Source organism: Bradyrhizobium sp. USDA 4474 (genome assembly GCF_054057515.1).
Map to the genome: position 1 here is coordinate 198,054 of NZ_JBSRZJ010000002.1, position 19,388 is coordinate 217,441.

At 63.9% G+C, this 19,388-nt stretch carries 12 protein-coding genes, 3 tRNA genes and 4 pseudogenes; 8 read left to right on the forward strand and 11 right to left on the reverse strand.

Annotation, left to right across the window (positions count from 1 at the left end):
• The first annotated feature begins 731 nt into the window (after positions 1–731).
• The 7 genes and pseudogenes from ACVW16_RS02580 (at position 732) to ACVW16_RS02610 (ending at position 5,635) form a co-directional block, all read left to right on the forward strand.
• Positions 732–808: transfer RNA gene (locus ACVW16_RS02580), tRNA-Asp, on the forward strand.
• Between the two features lie 458 nt (positions 809–1,266).
• Entirely contained in the window at positions 1,267–1,581 is a 315-nt protein-coding gene (locus ACVW16_RS02585) for an HU family DNA-binding protein (protein WP_456703840.1), read from the forward strand.
• A 110-nt stretch (positions 1,582–1,691) separates the two neighbouring features.
• Positions 1,692–2,939, forward strand: coding sequence for a peptidase T (gene pepT, locus ACVW16_RS02590; RefSeq protein ID WP_456703841.1), 1,248 nt, complete (start codon positions 1,692–1,694; stop codon positions 2,937–2,939).
• A 201-nt stretch (positions 2,940–3,140) separates the two neighbouring features.
• Positions 3,141–3,569: a hypothetical protein gene (locus ACVW16_RS02595; RefSeq protein ID WP_456802228.1), complete on the forward strand. Its 429-nt coding sequence runs from the start codon at positions 3,141–3,143 to the stop codon at positions 3,567–3,569.
• Positions 3,570–3,625: 56 nt separating this feature from the next.
• A pseudogene (locus ACVW16_RS02600) lies at positions 3,626–3,925 on the forward strand (TolC family protein); the annotation flags it as partial.
• 148 nt (positions 3,926–4,073) lie between these two features.
• A pseudogene (locus ACVW16_RS02605) lies at positions 4,074–4,655 on the forward strand (efflux RND transporter permease subunit); the annotation flags it as partial.
• Between the two features lie 2 nt (positions 4,656–4,657).
• Complete coding sequence (locus ACVW16_RS02610; RefSeq protein ID WP_456735315.1) at positions 4,658–5,635, forward strand: cation diffusion facilitator family transporter; 978 nt, start codon at positions 4,658–4,660, stop codon at positions 5,633–5,635.
• A gap of 55 nt (positions 5,636–5,690) precedes the next feature.
• Here the strand turns inward: ACVW16_RS02610 and ACVW16_RS02615 are convergent, their stop codons facing one another.
• The 9 genes and pseudogenes from ACVW16_RS02615 to ACVW16_RS02655 all read right to left on the reverse strand — a co-directional run bounded on the left by ACVW16_RS02615 (position 5,691) and on the right by ACVW16_RS02655 (position 15,875).
• On the reverse strand, positions 5,691–7,094 hold the full coding sequence (locus tag ACVW16_RS02615) for a cytochrome P450 (protein ID WP_456735316.1): 1,404 nt from the start codon (positions 7,092–7,094) through the stop codon (positions 5,691–5,693).
• Between the two features lie 158 nt (positions 7,095–7,252).
• Entirely contained in the window at positions 7,253–8,113 is an 861-nt protein-coding gene (locus tag ACVW16_RS02620; protein WP_456735317.1) for a methyltransferase domain-containing protein, read from the reverse strand.
• A 99-nt stretch (positions 8,114–8,212) separates the two neighbouring features.
• Positions 8,213–8,289: transfer RNA gene (locus ACVW16_RS02625), tRNA-Val, on the reverse strand.
• A 64-nt stretch (positions 8,290–8,353) separates the two neighbouring features.
• Positions 8,354–8,758, reverse strand: a complete 405-nt coding sequence (locus ACVW16_RS02630) for a GFA family protein (protein WP_456735318.1) — start codon at positions 8,756–8,758, stop codon at positions 8,354–8,356.
• 65 nt (positions 8,759–8,823) lie between these two features.
• Positions 8,824–11,249: pseudogene (lon, locus tag ACVW16_RS02635) on the reverse strand (endopeptidase La).
• 323 nt (positions 11,250–11,572) lie between these two features.
• Positions 11,573–12,845, reverse strand: a pseudogene (gene clpX / locus ACVW16_RS02640) (ATP-dependent Clp protease ATP-binding subunit ClpX).
• 452 nt (positions 12,846–13,297) lie between these two features.
• On the reverse strand, positions 13,298–13,933 hold the full coding sequence (locus tag ACVW16_RS02645; protein WP_456703848.1) for an ATP-dependent Clp protease proteolytic subunit: 636 nt from the start codon (positions 13,931–13,933) through the stop codon (positions 13,298–13,300).
• Positions 13,934–14,250: 317 nt separating this feature from the next.
• Positions 14,251–15,609 carry a trigger factor gene (gene tig / locus ACVW16_RS02650; protein WP_456703849.1) on the reverse strand — a complete coding sequence of 453 codons (1,359 nt, stop codon included), beginning with the start codon at positions 15,607–15,609 and terminating at the stop codon, positions 14,251–14,253.
• A 181-nt stretch (positions 15,610–15,790) separates the two neighbouring features.
• Positions 15,791–15,875, reverse strand: a tRNA-Leu gene (locus ACVW16_RS02655).
• Between the two features lie 154 nt (positions 15,876–16,029).
• Between ACVW16_RS02655 and ACVW16_RS02660 the strand changes: the two genes are divergently transcribed.
• Positions 16,030–17,334: a multicopper oxidase domain-containing protein gene (locus ACVW16_RS02660; protein WP_456735319.1), complete on the forward strand. Its 1,305-nt coding sequence runs from the start codon at positions 16,030–16,032 to the stop codon at positions 17,332–17,334.
• 2 nt (positions 17,335–17,336) lie between these two features.
• Here the strand turns inward: ACVW16_RS02660 and ACVW16_RS02665 are convergent, their stop codons facing one another.
• Both ACVW16_RS02665 and ACVW16_RS02670 read right to left on the reverse strand, forming a co-directional pair.
• Complete coding sequence (locus ACVW16_RS02665; RefSeq protein WP_456735320.1) at positions 17,337–17,780, reverse strand: GNAT family N-acetyltransferase; 444 nt, start codon at positions 17,778–17,780, stop codon at positions 17,337–17,339.
• Positions 17,780–19,279, reverse strand: coding sequence for an NAD(P)H-hydrate dehydratase (locus ACVW16_RS02670; RefSeq protein ID WP_456735321.1), 1,500 nt, complete (start codon positions 19,277–19,279; stop codon positions 17,780–17,782). Before ACVW16_RS02670 ends, ACVW16_RS02665 begins: the two co-directional genes overlap by 1 nt.
• Positions 19,280–19,388: the final 109 nt, after the last annotated feature.

The window sequence follows — 19,388 nt, forward strand, 5'->3', positions numbered from 1 at the left end:
GTACAGCCGCTAATTGCCCACCTCTTCGTTTGTCCCAATTGCAAGAGCGCTCAGCGGCGGGACAGCAAGGTTGAGGCAGTTCGCATCCCTCCCAAAAAGCTGCTGAGCCCGCGCTTGCGTGTGGTTGGATGAACCCCGGTGCCTACGCTGAATTTGGAAGTATCCTAAATTCTTGTTTGGGAACGGTAACATGATTCGTTAATTGAGGCCCCGCAGAGACCCGTGTCGGGGCGGTCATGTGTGAAAAAGTGCGTCGAGCTGGATAGGAAAATTGAGCATTGCAAGACGATCCGCTCCCGCATCTCCGACCGAATGATGCTGGACGGCGTAGCCGCGCTAATTGCAAAGAAGTCCGAACTCCACCGGGAAGCCGAAGAGTAAGGCCGCCTCAGTTGGGGCCTTACTGCGCGAGTGCCACGTACAGGAAGGCTGCCGCTGTTGCGGCAGTCCAAGCAATGGAAACGCTCTAGGAGCAGATTATCGCGCTTCATGGAGGCAGCTTGCGTGCGCAAGCTTACGCGCACCTGACTGTCGGGCGCCCTTAATCATGCCAAATGCGTTCGCCGCATTGGCATGCGTAAAGCCTGACGATCTTACCCTTTCGGCCGTCCGCTCCCTGCGAGCCGGCGGCGCGATACGGGACTATTCCGGCTTTGGACGCCAACGTCCTTGACTTCACCATGTCCCCCCTTTAAGTCCCCCCTCGTTCCGCGCGGACAGGTACGCGTCACGCGGGAGTAGCTCAGTTGGTTAGAGCGCCGGCCTGTCACGCCGGAGGTCGCGGGTTCGAGCCCCGTCTCTCGCGCCATTTTTGGCGGAAGATCAATAGCTTAAAAATGGCCAAGTTGGACCTTTCGACATCGAAGTGTCAGGAAGGCCGGCGCCTTGACACTTTTTGTCCGGTTTCGTTGCCGTTTACCCTCTGTCCGCGGATGCTCTTCACTTTGGTTCTCAAGCTCGCTGTTGAGAGACTTGAGCAAGTGACGACGCATCACAAAGAACAGCTACCCCAAAACAGACGCAAGACGCCCGGCCTCGTTGTCCTGCCTCCGCTGCGTTCCCCCGCCTAACCCGATCCATCGCGCACAACCGTCATTCGGCAAAGCTGCTCGCCATGCCCGCCGCTCATCGACCGGTCACGGCGGCGCTCGGGCTCCTCCCCGTCCCGCGACGTAGTCAGTCCGGTCCCGAATCGTCTACGCCTTCTGCAACTTGAGGTTCCGCGGGTTCTCTCCCGCGGTCCGGCGGGAATCGAGGAGGCCAGACATGGCAAAGAAGGAATCGGCTAAGAAGGCAGCTGCTCCGGCCACGATCACGCTCAAGCACCTCGCCGCTGACATCGCCGAAAGCCAGGACCTCTCGAAGAAGCGCGCCGAGGCGGTCCTGACCGACATGGTCGACCTGATCACCAAGCACCTCAAGAAAGGCGACCGCGTCCGCATCGTCGGGCTTGGCATCCTCCAGGTCCGCAAGCGCGCTGCTCGCACCGGCCGCAATCCAGCGACCGGCGAGGCCATCCACATCAAGGCCAGCAAGAAGGTTGCGTTCCGACCGGTCAAGGAACTCAAAGAGGCAATCTAGCCGGTCATTTTTCGTTAGGCCTGATCGGCGGTCGGTCCGGCCGCAACGTGGCCCGCTTTTCTGATATATAGTCCCCGCTTCCCCCAAGAGACCCGGCGGTTTGAACAGACATGTCCCTGACCTTCGCGCATACCGTGACCGAGCGCTTCCTGCGCTACGTCACCATCGATACTCAGTCCGATCCGAATTCCCCGGCCTCGCCATCGACCGAGAAGCAGAAGGATCTCGGCCGCGTTCTCGTGGCCGAGTTGAAGGCCATGGGCGTCGCCGACGCCCATCTCGACGATTACGGCTATGTCTATGCGACCATCCCGGCCACTACGAGCAAGAAGGTGCCGGTGATCTGCTTCTGCTCGCACATGGATACCTCGCCCGACGTCACCGGCAAGGACGTGAAGCCGCAGGTCTGGGAAAACTATCGCGGTGTCGATATCACCCTGCCGGGCGACAAGACCCAGGTGATCCGCTTCGCAGAGCACCCCGCGCTGAAGAACCAGATCGGCAACGACATCATCACCTCTGACGGAAAGACGCTGCTGGGTGCCGACAACAAGGCCGGCGTCGCCGAGATCATGGATGCCGCACACTTCTTCATCAACAATCCCGATGTGAAGCACGGCACCATCAAGATCCTGTTCACGCCCGACGAGGAGATCGGCCGCGGCGTCGACAATGTCGACATCCAGAAGCTCGGCGCCGATTTCGGTTACACCATGGATGGCGAGAGCGCCGGCAGCGTCGAGGACGAGACGTTCTCGGCCGACGGTGTCAGCATCATCATCAACGGCGTCAGCGCCCACCCTGGTTATGCCAAGGGCAAGATGGAGCACGCGATCAAGATCGCGGCCGCCATCGTCGAGCGTCTGCCGAAAGAAGGCTGCTCGCCCGAGACCACGTCGGGCAAGCAGGGCTTCCTGCACCCGGTCGGCATCGAGGGCGCGCTGGAGCAGGCGACCCTCTCCTTCATCGTGCGCGACTTCACCGAGGAAGGGCTGAAGGAGAAGGAGGTCCTGCTCGAGACCATCGTCAAGGACGTGATGAAGGACTATCCGCGCTCGACCTACAAGTTCGAGGTGCGGGAGCAGTACCGCAACATGAAGCAGGTGATCGACCGGCACCCGCACGTCCTCGAATACGCCATCGAGGCGATCCGTCGTGCAGGCCTGCGTCCGATGCGTACCGCGATCCGCGGCGGCACCGACGGCTCGCGCCTCTCCTTCATGGGCCTGCCCTGCCCCAACATCTTTGCCGGCGAGCACGCGTTTCATTCGCGTCTGGAATGGGTCAGCCGACAGGACATGGAGAAGGCTGTGCAGACCATCGTGCATCTCGCGATGATCTGGGAGGAGAAGGCCTGAGCCGCCACACCTCGTCCCGCCGCGCCGCTTATTTTTGGCGAACCGCGGGAACGAATCGAAGAGACGCGAATTATCGGGGCAAGTCCCAACGGATGAAGATTGTGAGCACAAAAGGCCTCAGCCGGTAAGCCCCGGGCTGGGGCCTTTTCGTCTTTGCCTTTTCTTTGTCCTGCGACATCGAGTTCCCCGCACGTAATATTGTTGCGGATCGACACTGTTCCCGCCGCCATGCTACCGGAGGCGGATCAGGACCTGAGTGACCTCGTGACCGCGATCCGCCACCCTCATCGCTGTTCGTCCCTGCGCAACTGGCGCGGGCTCGTGGCTGTGCTGGTGGCTATCATGTACCTGCTCTCGGGCGTGCTCCATGGTGCGCACGACATCGAAGTCGCCAGCCCTTCAGGCGGCTCGGAGATCGCCTCGATCCTCAACGACGGCGCTGCCGGCCACGGCGATCACAAGGCGCTGGCCGGCCATCACTGCCACGGCTGCTTCTCCGTTGCCGTCGTGCAGCCAGTGCAATCCGAAATCGCGGCCGATATGCTGGCTGCACCGGTCGCGCAGCGCGCGTCTGCGCTCGCAGGCATCGCGCCCGAGACCGACTCCCGGCCCCCCAAATCCCTGACCTGAACTGATCCGCCGGGGCGCCGCGTGCGCCCACGATGCTCTCGTTCACAGTCACCTCCATGTCTTGCAGACAGACTGCCGCGCGCCTGGTCTGCGCGATGGTTATTCTCATCAGCCCATCCCCGGTCCACGCCCAGGCGCTGACGATGCGCGCGGCGCTCTCGCGCGCGCTGGCCGCGAGCCCGCGTTTGACGGCGGCGGAACGCGACGTCGGCATCGCCACGGGCCAGCGCATCCAGGCCGGCGCCCTCCTGAATCCGGAACTGTCCTACGAGCAGGACAATTCGTTCGGCTCGGGCATCTATCGCGGCACGAAATCAGCCGAGACCACCCTCCAGATCAGCCAAGCATTCGAGCTAAGAGCGCGCGATGAAGGCATCCTCCACCATCGTCGTTGCCATCATCACCGCCGCGCTCGGCGCTTACGGTTATTCCATGCTCGCGCCGACCAAGGTCGCGCCGATCGAACATGCCGCGGACGGGAAGCCGGAGAAGCGGAACGACCATGTCGGCTGGGGTGGCCAGTTCGAGCAGTTGGTCTCCGCGACCAAGCGCCTGACGATCGTCGTGCCGATGGCGCTCGCGCTGGCGTTCCTGCTGCTGTTCATGGGCATGGGATCGGCGGCGGATGCGGCGCTGGTGTTCTCCGGCGTGACGCTGGCCCTGACCGGCGGGGTCGCCGCGCTGCTCTTGCGCGGCATTCCGCTGTCGATCAGCGCGGGGGTTGGCTTCATCGCGCTGTCGGGCGTCGCCGTGCTCAACGGCCTCGTCATCATCGCCTTCATCGAGCGGCTGCGCAGCGACGGGCGATCCGTTGCCGACGCCGTGCATGAGGGCGCGCGGATGCGGCTGCGCCCGGTGCTGATGACGGCCCTGGTCGCCTCCCTCGGCTTCGTGCCGATGGCGCTCGCGACCGGCGCCGGCGCCGAGGTGCAGCGGCCGCTTGCGACCCTCGTCATCGGCGGCGGCGTCTCCTCGACAGTACTGACGTTGCCGGTCCTGCCGGCGCTCTACGTGTTGTTCCGGCGTGACGCAACGGGCGAAACGCCTACAATGAGGCCTGATCTGGCTGAAGCTGAGGAGCGCTAGGTTTGGGCGGCCACGACCACCACGGTCATCAGCACCATGACCACAACCACGCGCATGATCATGATCACGACCATTCGCACGGCCTCGGTCACGTACATGTCCACGCGCCCGCCAATTTCGGCAAGGCGTTCGCGATCGGCATTGCGCTCAATACCGCGCTGGTCGTTGCCGAGGCGATCTACGGCTATCTCGGCAACTCCACCGCCCTGCTCGCCGATGCCGGGCACAATCTATCGGACGTGCTCGGCCTGGTCGTGGCCTGGGGCGCTTCGATCGCGGCGAAGCGGGCGCCGAGCGGCCGCTTCACCTACGGCTTCCGTGCCTCCACGATACTGGCCGCGCTCGCCAATGCGGTGTTCCTGCTGGTGGCAACCGGCGCGATCGGCTGGGAGGCGATCCTGCGACTGCGCGAGCCGGAGCCGGTCGCGGGCGTGACCGTCATGGTGGTTGCCGGCGTCGGTATCCTCATCAACGGCTCCACCGCGATGCTGTTTGCGAGCGGCCGCAAGGACGACATCAACATCGAGGGCGCCTACCTGCACATGGCGGCCGATGCCGCGGTCTCGCTCGGAGTCGTGGTCTCGGCGGCGCTGATCATCTGGACCGGCTGGCTCTGGCTCGATCCCCTCACCAGCCTCGTCATCTGCGCCAGCATCTTGTGGGGCACGACGAGCCTGCTCCGCGGCTCCATCGACATGTCGATGGCGGCAGCGCCCAAGGGTACGGACCTCGTTGCGATCAGGGCATTCCTGCTCGCGCGCCCCGGGGTGTCAGCGATCCACGATCTCCACGTCTGGCCGATCTCGACGACCGAGACGGCGCTGACATGTCATCTGGTGATGCCCGCAGGCACCGTCGATGCGTTCCTGATGGAAACCGCGGAGATGCTCAAGGCGTCGTTTCGCATCGGGCACACCACGCTCCAGGTCGAAACGCATCCGGACAACGGCTGCGCGCTGGCGCCGGATGACGTCGTTTAGGACTTACACGTCCATCCCCGTTGCGAGCGCAGCGAATGTCGTGAACGGCGTCCGCCTAGCCATCGTACGCAGTGACGCGCATCGGCAGTCCGTACGCCGGACGCAAGGTGATTTTCTGCGACGGCCAGACCCGGGCATCCGGCAGCAACTCCATGTCGAAGCGATGTACCAGCGCGGCGAGCACGATCGTCGCTTCCTGCAATGCGAAAGCGGCACCGATGCAGGTGCGCGGCCCGCTGCCAAACGGAAGGTACGCAAAACGCGGAATCGCGCCGCGGACATCAGGAAGAAACCGCGTCGGATCGAACATGTCTGGCCGCTGCCACAGCAGGCGGTGGCGGTGCAGCACGTAAGGGGCAATCACGATCAGCGCGCGCGGCTTGATCGCGACGCCTGCGAGCGTATCGGGCCCCTGCGCCGCCCGGCTCAGCGCCGCGATCGGCGGATAGAGGCGCAACGCCTCCTCGACCACGGCACGGGTCACGACCAGCCGGTCGGCAAGACCCTCGACCGGCCCCGCAAGCTCGCGCCTCGCCTCCTCCCGCACCCGCGCGCGCCATTCCCGCGCTCGCGTCAGCAGGAACATCGACCAGGCGAGGGTGTTGGCGGTGGTTTCATGGCCGGCCGACAGGAAGGTCAGGACGTTCGACCTGACGTCTGCAAGCGACATTGCGCGTCCGGTCGCCGGATCGAGCGCGCGCAACAGCAGTGTCAGCAGATCGGAAGATCTCTCGTCCGCCGCCACGCCGGCCAACCGCCGTTGCCGTGTTGCGATGATCTGGTCGATGACCCCTTCGAAATAAGCCATCGTCCGGCGCAAGCGGCCACGCCCCAGCCGCGGCGCGGACTGAGGCAGGCCGAGCAGGTCGAACGCACCGATACGGCCGATCCCCGCGAAGTAGGCGCTCATGGCAGCGCGAAATTCATCGTAGTCGCCGCCGATGCCGTCCGAAAAAATGGTCAGGGCGAGCACATTCAGCGTGATCAGGGTCATCTCCGCCGCGACGTCGATGCTTGCCCGCGGTCCCAGGCTGCACCATCTCTGCGCCATTTGATCGGCCGCTTGCAGCATCGCGGAGGTGAAGGACGTCACCGTACGCTTCGCAAACAGCGGGGCCAGGGTCCGCCGCTGCACCTCCCAGCGCTCGCCCTCGACGCTCAACAGCCCATCGGCGAGACCGCTGGCGAGAATGCGGCGCTGGATCGGGTCCTTGCGGTAGTTGGCGGCATTGTCGACCAGCACATGCTTGATGGCCGTCGGGTCGTGGACGAGGATCGCGTCGGTGAATGGCAGCCTGACCCTGGCGATCGGTTCGCGAAAGAATTCGGCGCTCCAGCACTCCAGCGGATTGCGTTTCAGGGTGGCAAGCAGCTTGAACAGCCCAAGCCGCTGGTCCGGCGGACGCGGTGCCGGGGGGCAAAAACTCTCTGAAGGATCAACCTCAGGCAAATGCAGCATCGAACGCGCAATCAAAATCGCGGAACAATACCAGATAAGACAACAGTGTCGCCGGAGTTCCCTGCGGCGTCCAGCGCGTTGTTCAGGGCGCTGCTACTTCTCCGTGGTTCATGACGATTTGTACCGCCTCGTCGGCAACGGCAATCTAGCAGCCGCGCTTACGCCGCCTTCGCCGTCACGATCCAGATCGCGCCCTGCAGCGCCACGCTCTGCCCCTGCAGAAACGGCGCGAGCGTTTCGCGGATCGAGGCCTTGGCAGCCGTGACCGTCTCCGGCGGATGGCCCTGCAGTGCGCGGCTGGCGGGGCCGATCTGAAGCGAGCCGTCGACGGCCGCATCGAGGCCCCCGCCGATGGCGATGTCCATCGGCAGGTCATGCGGCTCCATCGCTATGTCCGCGAAGCCTGCCCCCTCGAGGATCCGCATCACGCGTTCCTGGGACGCAAACGCGAAAGGTCCCGGCTCCTCCGGTCCGACCGGCGGCATTTTCGGCACGTGCTTGTAGACCGCCATCAGCGGCGCCATCATCCACGGATTTTGCTTCGGCTCGCGCCAGCAGACGAACGCGAGCCGCCCGGATGGCTTCAGCGCGCGACGAAGGTTGCTGAAGGACGCGATGGGATCGGCGAAGAACATCACGCCAAAGCGCGAGGCCAGCAGATCAAAGCTGGCCGGCTCGAACGGATGCACCGTCGCGTCCGCCAGCACGAAATCGAGCGGCAGGCCCTTGGGCGCGAATGCACGCGCCTGCGACAGCATCGGATCGGAGACATCGAGGCCGAGCGCAAAGCCAGCAGGGGCCACTGCTTTCGCGAATGCGAAAGTCGTCGCTCCCGAGCCGCAGCCAACATCGAGCACGCGCTCGCCCGGCTTCGGCCTGGCGCGGTCGATCAGCACGTCGGCAATGGGCCCAAGCAGGCTTTCCTGCGCGCTGTGGCGGTCGGCCCAGCGCTGCCCGCTCGGGCCGTTCCAATAGGCGATCTGGTCGGCGTTCTGCTCGTGTCCGCTGGGCTGTTGCATGCAGGCCTCTTTCTCTCGATCTCGCCCGCCTTCGCTCGCTTCGCGCCACGACGGCTGAGGCCGGCCTGCCAAGCCGAAGCTCGCCAAGCGAGCGAAGGCTGGTGGGCGGTCACGGATTCGAACCGCGGACCCTCTCGGTGTAAACGAGATGCTCTAACCAGCTGAGCTAACCGCCCCACGGCGCTTCTTTATCCCTACCCGCCCGGTGGGGGCAAGTCCGGAGCGGGGGTCCTCAGGCTCTCAATCGCCCGGCCGGCCAGGCAGCAGCGGCACTGCGTCGATCCAGACCGCGGCCGACTGGCACCAGATCTGGCTGACCGGGCGCAATTTGTCGCGCTGGCGGATCGAACCCCAGCGAATGCCCCAATCGTCGGCCTGGTCGCCCTCGCCGCTGGTGAACAGCGGGGAGCCACAGTCGCCGCAAAAATGCTGGAAACGCATCCGGCCGTTGTCGCCGCGCTTGCCGTAGAGCTTGGGCGTCCCGCCGGTGAGCTTGACATCACCCGCGGTGCAGAGCGCCGTCACACGGAACGGCGAGCCCGTCAGGGCCTGACAGTCGCGGCAATGACAGACCGAGACCGCCTCGGGCTCGATGTCGGCCTTGAAGGTGATCTGTCCGCAATGGCATTGCCCGTCGACTTGCATCTCGTTCCTCCCAAACAAAAACGGCGCCCGAAGGCGCCGTTTTATCATCTTTCCGAGTTGCGATCTCAGTGAGCGGTCAGGCCGCCGGCGGCTTCGTCGCCGTCGGGCTTCACCGTCACCTTGGTGTCCTCTTCCCAGACGATCGGCACCGGCGTCTTCACCAGCGCCTTGGCGACGACGTCGTCCAGACGGGAGAGACCGGGATGATCTCCATACCGCCCTTGATCGCATCGGAAATCTCCGTGAGATCCTTGGCGTTGTCCTCGGGGATCAGCACCGTCTTGATGCCGCCGCGGGCCGCGGCCAGCAGCTTCTCCTTCAGACCGCCGATCGGCAGCACACGGCCGCGCAGCGTGATCTCACCGGTCATCGCGACGTCGTGGCGGACCGGAATGCCGGTCATGACCGAGATGATCGCGGTGGCCATCGCCACGCCGGCCGACGGTCCGTCCTTCGGCGTCGCGCCCTCAGGCACGTGCACGTGGATGTCGCGGCGGTCGAACAGCGGCGGCTCGATGCCGTAGGTGATCGCGCGCGAGCGGACGTAGGACGCCGCCGCCGAGATCGATTCCTTCATGACGTCGCGCAAGTTGCCGGTGACCGTCATCTTGCCCTTGCCGGGCATCATGACGCCTTCGATGGTCAAGAGCTCGCCGCCGACATCTGTCCAGGCCAGGCCGGTGACGATGCCGACCTGCGGCTCGCTCTCGATCTCGCCGAAGCGGTACTTCGGCACGCCGAGCAACTCTTCCAGAGTCTTCTCTGTGACCTTGACCGACTTCCTCTTCGAGATCATCAGCTCCTTCACCGCCTTGCGGGCGAGTGTGGAGAGCTCACGCTCCAGATTACGTACGCCCGCTTCGCGGGTGTAGCGGCGGATCAACAGCAGCAGCGCGTCATCATCGATCGAGAACTCCTTGGAGTCGAGGCCGTGCTTGGATACGGCGTTCGGGATCAGATGCTTGCGCGCGATCTCGACCTTCTCGTTCTCGGTGTAGCCCGCGATCCGGATGATCTCCATGCGGTCCATCAGCGGCCCCGGAATATTGAGCGTATTCGCGGTCGTGATGAACATGACGTTCGACAGATCGTAGTCGACCTCCAGATAGTGGTCGGCAAACGTCCCGTTCTGCTCGGGGTCGAGGACCTCGAGCAAGGCCGAGGACGGGTCGCCGCGGAAATCGGCGCCCATCTTGTCGATCTCGTCCAGCAGGAACAGCGGATTGGAGGACTTCGCCTTCCGCATCGACTGGATGATCTTGCCGGGCATCGAGCCGATATAGGTGCGGCGATGACCGCGGATCTCGGCCTCGTCGCGCACGCCGCCGAGCGACACGCGGACGAACTCGCGGCCGGTCGCCTTCGCGATCGACTTGCCGAGCGAGGTCTTGCCGACGCCGGGAGGACCGACGAGACACAGAATCGGACCCGTCAGCTTGTTGGCGCGCGACTGCACCGCGAGATACTCGACGATACGTTCCTTGACCTTTTCCAGTCCGTAGTGATCGGAGTCCAGGATGGCTTGCGCCTGCTCCAGATCCTTCTTCACCTTGGACTTCTTGTTCCACGGGATCGACAGCAGCCAGTCCAGATAGTTGCGCACGACGGTTGCTTCCGCGGACATCGGCGACATCTGGCGCAGCTTCTTCAATTCATGCTGCGCCTTGTCGCGCGCTTCCTTGGAGAGCTTGGTCTTGGAGATCTTCTCTTCCAGATCGGCGAGTTCGTCGCGACCGTCGTCGTCGCCGAGCTCCTTCTGGATCGCCTTCATCTGCTCGTTGAGATAATACTCGCGCTGGGTCTTCTCCATCTGGCGCTTGACGCGCGAGCGGATGCGCTTCTCGACTTGCAGCACCGAGATCTCGCTCTCCATCAGGCCCAGCACCTTCTCCAGGCGGCCGGTGACGGACAGCGTCTCCAGGATTCCCTGCCGATCCGCGATCTTGACGGCGAGATGCGAGGCAACGGTATCGGCGAGCTTGGCGAAATCGGTGATCGCCTGCACGACGCCGACCACCTCGGCCGAGATCTTCTTGTTGAGCTTCACATAGCTCTCGAAGTCGGACACGACCGAGCGCGACAGCGCCTCGGCCTCGACCGATTTCGCATCGGTGTCGGCGAGCGCAACTGCGGTCGCTTCATAATAGTCGGCGCGATCGGTGTACTTCTCCACGCGCGCACGCTCGAGCCCTTCGACCAGCACCTTCACGGTGCCGTCGGGGAGCTTCAAGAGCTGCAGGACGCTGGCAAGCGTACCGGTCTCGTAAATGGCACCGGGTGCCGGATCATCGTCCGACGCATTCTTCTGCGTCGCGAGCATGATCAGCGCGTCGTTCTTCATCACCTCTTCGAGGGCGCGGATCGACTTCTCGCGACCGACGAAGAGCGGAACGATCATGTGCGGGAAGACGACGATATCGCGCAGTGGCAACACGGGATAGGCGTGCGCCTCGCCATGAACGATGGTTGGCCTGGGTTTTGGACTAGTCATGGCCTTTTCCTTTTGCTTTGCCCCCTCGCACGCAGTCCGCTTCTCTCATGCGCAACCGCCACAAGGTGCCGACTTGATCCAAACATTCGGCCGACCATTCGGAGGTAGACCGGGCTTGCCGGATCGAACTGAGGCGAATCTTGAAGAGAATTCTTGCTCGCCGCCGACATTAGGTGGCTATCGACCCGGGGGGTGTCAAGTGATTGAAAAACACGCACCATCAGGCGCTTACGCACTGGGGTCAGCGAAGCAAATCCGGGCTGCGGAATACACATCCGCAGCCGCTACTATGACAGACGACTGGAGCGTTCCAGCGCCGCAAATCAGGCGCTGGCATTCTCGACGGCACGATCGGAGCGATCGGCATAGATGTAGAGCGGACGCGCCGTGCCTTCCACGACTTCGCGGGAAATCACGACCTCTTCCACACCCTCAAGTCCCGGCAGGTCGAACATGGTCTCGAGCAGGATTGCTTCGAGAATCGAACGCAGACCACGCGCGCCGGTCTTGCGCTCGATCGCCTTGCGGGCAACCGCGCCAAGCGCTTCGTCGGCGAAGGTCAGTTCGATGTTCTCCATCTCGAACAGCCGCTGGTACTGCTTCACCAGCGCGTTCTTCGGCTCGGTGAGAATCTTCTTCAGCGAGGTCTCGTCCAGATCCTCGAGCGTCGCGACGACAGGGAGACGGCCCACGAATTCGGGGATGAGGCCGTACTTCAGGAGATCCTCAGGCTCGACGTGACGGAAGATCTCGCCGGTGCGGCGGTCTTCCGGCGCCATCACCTGGGCGGCGAAACCGATCGAGGTGGAGCGGCCGCGCGCCGAGATGATCTTCTCGAGACCGGCGAAGGCACCGCCGCAGATGAACAGGATATTGGTGGTGTCCACCTGCAGGAATTCCTGCTGCGGATGCTTGCGGCCGCCCTGCGGCGGGACCGAAGCCACCGTGCCTTCCATGATCTTCAGCAGCGCCTGCTGCACGCCCTCGCCCGACACGTCGCGCGTGATCGAGGGATTGTCGGACTTGCGGCTGATCTTGTCGATTTCGTCGATATAGACGATGCCGCGCTGAGCGCGCTCGACGTTGTAGTCGGCGGCCTGGAGCAGCTTCAGGATGATGTTCTCCACGTCCTCACCGACATAGCCGGCTTCGGTCAGCGTGGTCGCATCCGCCATCGTGAACGGAACGTCCAGGATACGGGCGAGCGGTCTGCGCAAGCAGCGTCTTGCCCGAACCGGTCGGACCGATCAGCAGGATGTTCGACTTCGCGAGCTCGACGTCGTTGTGCTTGGTCTGGTGGTTGAGGCGCTTGTAGTGGTTGTGCACCGCCACCGACAGGACCTTCTTCGCATGGCTCTGGCCGATGACGTAGTCGTCCAGCACCTTGCAGATTTCCTTCGGCGTCGGAATTCCGTCGCGCGACTTGACCAGCGAGGACTTGTTCTCCTCGCGGATGATGTCCATGCAGAGCTCGACGCACTCGTCGCAGATGAAGACCGTGGGACCCGCGATCAGTTTGCGGACTTCGTGCTGGCTCTTGCCGCAGAACGAGCAATATAGCGTGTTCTTGGAGTCGCTCGTGCCGACCTTACTCATTCATGTCTCCGTCCGCGGTTCGATCCCGTCCGCTCGATCGTCCCATCCCGAAACGTTGGCGGGTAAGGGATTCAAATAGAGCAAATTCCGTACCAAAAAAGACCCTACGCGTTACATCCCGTGCGAATCACGGTCACTCGATACTCCGCGATCATAGCCCATCATTCGTAGCCAACCATGCTGTCACCCGACTATCAAGAATTCGCTAATCGGGGGCTCGCTGGCTACCCGTGACAATACCGTGATTTCACGTCTTGGCACGGGCGAAGTGACCGAAATCACCCCAGCGTTGCTGGATTACCACGAAAGAACCAGCACGAAAGCGGAACTTTCTGCCTGCCGCAGGGCGCAAAATGGGCTTTTTGCGCCCTCGCGAACGCGTCCCTGACAAGAAGACGCCATGCTGACGATCCCACGCAGTCGCTGGGATCGAGGCTGCAGTCCCGGCAAAACTACTGGGGCTTCGCTGGCGCAGCCTCTTCGGCGCGCTTGTCAATGACCTTGTCGACCAGGCCGAATTCCTTGGCGTCGTTGGCGGTCAGGAACTTGTCGCGTTCCAGCGCGTCCTCGATCGACTTGTAGGTCTGGCCGGTGTGCTTCACGTAGATCTCGTTGAGCCGCTTCTTCAGGTTCAGGATTTCCTGCGCGTGCAGCATGATGTCGGTGGCCTGGCCCTGGAAGCCGCCGGAGGGCTGGTGCACCATGATGCGCGCGTTCGGCAGCGAGAAGCGCATGTCCTTCTCGCCGGCGGCAAGCAGCAGCGAGCCCATCGAGGCCGCCTGACCGGTGCACAGCGTCGAGACCGGCGGGCGGATGAACTGCATGGTGTCGTAGATCGCAAGACCCGACGTCACCACGCCACCCGGCGAATTGATGTACATCGAGATTTCCTTCTTCGGATTTTCCGCCTCGAGGAACAACAGCTGCGCGACGATCAGCGTCGACATGCCGTCCTCGACCGGTCCGGTCACGAAGATGATGCGCTCTTTCAACAGGCGCGAGAAAATGTCGTAGGCGCGCTCGCCACGGTTGGTCTGTTCGACCACCATGGGCACGAGGTTCATGTAGGTTTCAACCGGATCGCGCATGAGTCACCTAGGGTTTTTGAGGCGGACATCGCCAGTCTTGGCTGCAGTTCTTGCCTGCAAGTCGGACTGGATGTGCCGGTAGGCCGATGGACGTCCCGTGATGCAGGAAGTTGGTAGAGGTAGAACGCGTAGGTACCGAGAGATATAGCGCAATTCGCGCCAGACAAGTGCGGGGCGAATTAAGGCTGAATCCACCTGGCCCTTTGGGCACTTGAAGCTGATTCTCGCAAAAGGCCCAGCCGGCCATCTGGCTAGCTGAGCCTGTTCGCTGATCATCCTTAACAGAGCACTTTCTCAAAGAGACCTGCTCAAAGCCCTCAGGCTGCAGTCTTTTCCTCGTCGTCCTTGTACAGGTCCTCGCGCGAGACCTTCTTCTCGGTCACGTTGGCGAGCTCGAGGATGAAGTCGACGACCTTGTCTTCGTATATCGGTGCACGAAGCTGGGCCAGCGCCTGGGCATTGTTGCGGTAAAAGTCCCAGACTTCCTTCTCGCGGCCCGGCATCTGGCGTGCACGCTCGATCACGGCGCGGCCGACTTCGTCGTCGGTCACGGTGATCTTGTTCTTCTCGCCGATCTCGGAGAGCACGAGACCGAGGCGCACGCGGCGGTCGGCGATCTTGCGATATTCTTCCTTCGCCTTGTCCTCGGTGGTGTCCTCGTCGGCGAAGGTCTTGCCGGCCGATTCCATCTCGGCCTTGACCGAGTTCCACATCAGATTGAACTCCTCGTCGACCAGCGAGGGCGGTGCCTCGAAGCGATGGGCCTCGTCGAGACGATCGAGCAGCGCGCGCTTGACGCGCTGGCGTGTCGCACCGGCGTACTCGGCCGTGAGCCGCTCGCGCGCCGCTTGCTTGAGCTTGTCGAGCGATTCCAGGCCAAGCGTCTTGGCGAACTCGTCGTCGATGACGAGATCCTGCGGCGCCTCGATCAGGGTCGCAGTGGTTTCGAACTCGGCCGGCTGGCCGGCGAGCTTCTCGCTCATGTAGTTCTTGGGGAACGTCACTTTCAGCGTGCGCGTCTCGTTCGCGCCGATGCCGATCAGCTGCTCCTCGAAGCCGGGGATGAAGGTATTGGAGCCGATCACGACCTGGATGCCGTCACCGGTGCCGCCCTCAAAAGCTTCACCGTTGATGGTGCCCTTGAAGTTGATGGTGACGCGATCGCCGGAAGCGGCCTTTTCGCCATCGGCCTTGGCGGCATAGCCGCGGTTGCTGTCGGCAATGCGCTTGATCGCCTCGTCGACATCCGAATCGGACACGTCGGCAACGGGCTTCTCGACCTGGAAGGTCTTGAAGTCGGCGAGCGCGATGGCCGGCACCACTTCAATCGCAACCGTGTAGGTCAGGTCGGTCTTGCCGTTCAGCAACTCCTCGACCTCGGCCTGCTCGGTCGGCATCGTGATCTTCGGCTCGGTCGCGAGCTTATAGCCGCGCTCGGAGAACAGCTGGGTGTTGGTGTCGCGGATGGTCTGGTCGATGGTCTCGGCCATTACCGACCGGCCATAGACCTTCTTGAGGTGAGTGACCGGCACCTTGCCGGGGCGAAAGCCGTTGAGGCGAACCTTGTCCTTGAGGTCGACGAGCTTGGCGCCAGCCTTGGCGTCGAGATCAGACGCGGGAACGCTGATCTTGAACTCGCGCTTCAAACCTTCCGAGAGGGTTTCTGTGACCTGCATGGCGTCCAATCTTCTTCCCGTTCGGTCCCGGCCCGCTACCCGCGTCGGGACGCTGTCATTAATCGATCCAGCGCGAGGCAAAACGCCTCAACGCCGGTGGTTCATCGAGCCCGGTCCCGGACGGAAAAACTTCCGCGCGGAGCAAGGCTCCTCAGTAATCCGTGCAAACGCTGAAAGCGCTTGGTGCGGGCGGAGGGACTCGAACCCCCACAACTTTCGTCACTGGAACCTAAATCCAGCGCGTCTACCAGTTCCGCCACGCCCGCGTGAAGTTGCATCTAGACCGGCCGCGATGCCGCGGGCGGCCGGGCTTATAACATGTGCCTGACTGTTCGCAGCAAAAAAATGGCCTGATAGAGACAGTCTCCAAGTAGGCACGATGGCTGGACTTATCCAGCGCCGCGTGGTCCGGATCGCTCCATGAAACCGCGGATTTTTGACCTGAACAGGCGCGAGCTATTGGCCGGCCTCGCCGGCTCGGCCGCAGGCCTGCTGGGCGGGGGCGCAACGCCGGTTACGACCACCCAGCTCGCCCTCCAGGCCCGTCCTGCGACACTTTCTTTGAGGCCGGATCAGCCCCCTGCACCGATCTGGGAACTGGCCGCCGTAAGCCATCTCGGCAACGTCCATCTCAGGCGCGGCGGCCGCTGCGAGCTGACTTTCCGGAACGCCCTGCCCGTGCCGCTTGCGCCCGCCTGGTACGGGCTCAATGGCGCAGCGATAGCCGATCCCTTGCGGGGCCGCGCGCCGACCGCGCCGGACGCGACGGAAATATCAATTATTTCAATACCCAACGCAGGAACCCTGGTAGCTGACTTCCGGCTGTTTGAGGACCGCCTGAAGCAGCCCGCGCGCCCGCTTCCGATCATCGCGGACGAAACCAGCCGCATCACCCTCGATCGTGACGAGGTCCTGCTGATCGAAGAGTGGCGCGTTGGGCCGGACGGCATCGCAATTCCACCGGGCCGCGATCCCAAAGACACCACCGCCGTTTACACGCTGAATGGGCAGACTTCATTCGAAGTCTCAGCCTCGGTCGGCGAGCGGTTGCGGCTGCGCTTCATCAATGGCTCGCAACGGTCTGTTCTGGCGATCAAATTGGAAGGCCACGAGGTCCAGGTCATGGCCCTGGACGGCCAGCCGGCCGAGCCCTTTCCGGCCCGCAACGGCGCTCTGGTGCTAGCTCCCGGTGCCCGCACCGATGCCTTTGTGGATGCCGCCACATCGGCCGCGTTTCTGTTGCATGACGGCAAAGAGGCGCGCCCGATCGGCCGCCTCGCAGTATCCGGCAAGCCGGGGCAGCGCGCTCCACTGCCGCCACCGCAACCGCTCCCCTCCAACGACCTTCCGGAGAAGCTCGATCTGAAGGGGGCCCTGCGGTTCGATGTCGTGCTCGGCGCGGCTGACGCAGGCTGGACCCGGACGGCCGATTTTTCCACCGCCTCCGCGCCCGCCTTCCGCGCCAAGACCGGCCGGAGCGTCGTGCTGGCTGTGAAAAACCCCGCTCCCGTCACCGGCGTCTTCCACCTGCACGGCCATCATTTCCGACTGCTCGACCGGCTCGACGATGGCTGGAAGCCCTATTGGCTTGACACGCTCGCCATCGAGCCCGGCCAGACCCAGCGCCTCGCCTTCGCCGCGACTTCACCGGGACGATGGCTGATCGAATCCGTCCTGACGGACTGGGCCGCGCCGCGGCTGGTGCGGTGGTACGAAGTGGAGTGAGGCTAAAGGCTCGTTCGCACCCAAACGTACCGCGCGTCGGGCTCCTTCTCCTCGTTCCGCGATCCGTCTGTCTGCTCGGCCAGCGTGAACCCGCGCGCCTCGTAGAAGCGCCGCGCAGGCTCGTTGCGCTGGAAGCTCCAGAGCTCGAGCCGCTCGCTGGCACTTTTGGCTATCTCGAGGAGCTCGGTGCCGATACCGCGGCCGTGTGCAGCCGGAAGCACGTAGAGCTGTTCGATCCATCCGTCGCGAAAAGCCATGATCCCGCAGAGCTCATCGCCGTCGAAACGTCCCCAGACGCGGCAGGTCGGAAAGACGCGCTCGCGGTAGAACCAGCGATCCTCGTCGGGCGTGTGCAGCCCGACGAGCCAGGGCATCGCCTGGTCGAACGCGAGCCGATGGACTTGCGCCGCCGCGCCCATCTCGGTGAGCGCGAGCGGCCGCAGCATCAGTACTCGATGCCGAGGCCGCCATAGATCCGCCGGTGCACGGCCGGCAGCGTCTCGGTCAGATCTTCGGCGATCAGGCCCGGCCCTGCTTCGCTTGCCGCCTCGCCATGCATCCAGACGCCGATGCTGGCGGCCTCGAACGCCGGCACGCCCTGCGCCAGGAGGCCTGCGATGATGCCGGCGAGCACGTCGCCGGCACCGGCGGTGGCGAGCCAGGGCGGCGCATTGGCAGCGATGGTGGCGCGCCCGTCGGGCGCGGCGATGGTCGTGTCAGGGCCCTTCAAAAGCACGATTGCACCGGAGCGCTCGGCGGCGGCCCGCACGCGCTCGAGCTTCGAGCGGCCCGGAGTCTTGTTGCTGAGATCGGAGAACAGACGCGGAAACTCGCCCTCATGCGGCGTCAGCACCACCTGGCCCCCTGACGACGACTTGATCGATTCAAACAGCCGCTCGGGATTGGCCGCAAAGCTCGTCAGCGCATCGGCATCGAGCACGACGTTACGCTGCGCCGTGATTGCGGTGTGAACCATATCGGACGTGCGCTCACCGACCCCGGTACCGGGGCCGATCACGCAGGTGTTGTAGCGAACGTCGTCGAGTAGCTCGCCGAACTCGACCACGGTGTCGACGGGACGCACCATTACTGCCGTGAGCGCGCTCGCATTGATGGCCAGCGCATCGCGCGGGCTCGCAAGTGTCACGAGACCCGCACCGGCGCGCAAGGCGGCCCGGGCGGCCAATCGCGCAGCGCCGGTTGCGGCTGCATCGCCCGAGAGGGCCAGCACATGGCCGCGGGCGTATTTGTGGCCGTCGATGCGCGGCACCGGAAAGGCGGCGCCCCAGAAGTCCGGATCGTTCTCAAATGTCTTCGGCGCAATCTCGTCCAGCACCTGCGCGTCGATGCCGATGTCGGCGACGCGCACGCGGCCGCAATGCATGCGGCCCGGCAGCAAGAGATGCGCGGGCTTCTTGCGGAAGAAGGTGACCGTCTCGGTGGCGTTCACGGCAGCGCCCAGCACGGCCGCGCTCGTGCCGTTGATGCCGCTCGGCAGATCGACGGCCAACACCGGCGCGCCATTGGCATTGATCGCCTCGATCATCGCGCGCGCCTCGTCGTGGACCGAACGGCTGAGGCCCGCGCCGAACAGCGCATCGATGATCAGCGCCGGTCGTCCGATCGCCTGCGGATTGAACGGCAGCACCGGATGTTTCCAGCCACGCGCGGCCGAGGCCGCATCGCCCTGGAGCTGGTCGCGCTCGCACATCAGGATGACCGAGACCTCACGGCCTTGCGCGGCGAGCTCGGCGGCTGCGACAAAACCGTCCCCGCCATTGTTGCCGGGGCCGGCGACGATCAGGATCGGCCCCTCCTCGACCAGCGCGTTGGCAGCTTCCGCGACCGCCTGGCCGGCGCTGAGCATCAGCTTGAAGCCGGGCGTGCCGGCGGCGATGCTGAGTTGGTCAGCCCGCTGCATCTCGGCGTTGGTTAGAACTTCCATGCCACTTCCCTGGTCCAAACGCCTTTTCAACAGGCACGCTCCGTGCCGATTCTGGCCTCCGGAACACCTGCTTGCACAGATATTGAACCGTTTGCCTATTTCGTAGTCT

What these genes read in the sequence shown, in the direction of transcription:
- tig (WP_456703849.1), bottom strand. Translation starts at nt 15,609, where the DNA reads ATGCAGGTCACAGAAACCCTCTCGGAAGGTTTGAAGCGCGAGTTCAAG.
- pepT (WP_456703841.1), top strand. Translation starts at nt 1,692, where the DNA reads ATGTCCCTGACCTTCGCGCATACCGTGACCGAGCGCTTCCTGCGCTAC.
- ACVW16_RS02620 (WP_456735317.1), bottom strand. Translation starts at nt 8,113, where the DNA reads ATGCAACAGCCCAGCGGACACGAGCAGAACGCCGACCAGATCGCCTAT.
- ACVW16_RS02585 (WP_456703840.1), top strand. Translation starts at nt 1,267, where the DNA reads ATGGCAAAGAAGGAATCGGCTAAGAAGGCAGCTGCTCCGGCCACGATC.
- ACVW16_RS02660 (WP_456735319.1), top strand. Translation starts at nt 16,030, where the DNA reads ATGAAACCGCGGATTTTTGACCTGAACAGGCGCGAGCTATTGGCCGGC.
- ACVW16_RS02630 (WP_456735318.1), bottom strand. Translation starts at nt 8,758, where the DNA reads ATGCAAGTCGACGGGCAATGCCATTGCGGACAGATCACCTTCAAGGCC.
- ACVW16_RS02615 (WP_456735316.1), bottom strand. Translation starts at nt 7,094, where the DNA reads ATGCTGCATTTGCCTGAGGTTGATCCTTCAGAGAGTTTTTGCCCCCCG.
- ACVW16_RS02645 (WP_456703848.1), bottom strand. Translation starts at nt 13,933, where the DNA reads ATGCGCGATCCGGTTGAAACCTACATGAACCTCGTGCCCATGGTGGTC.
- ACVW16_RS02670 (WP_456735321.1), bottom strand. Translation starts at nt 19,279, where the DNA reads ATGGAAGTTCTAACCAACGCCGAGATGCAGCGGGCTGACCAACTCAGC.
- ACVW16_RS02665 (WP_456735320.1), bottom strand. Translation starts at nt 17,780, where the DNA reads ATGCTGCGGCCGCTCGCGCTCACCGAGATGGGCGCGGCGGCGCAAGTC.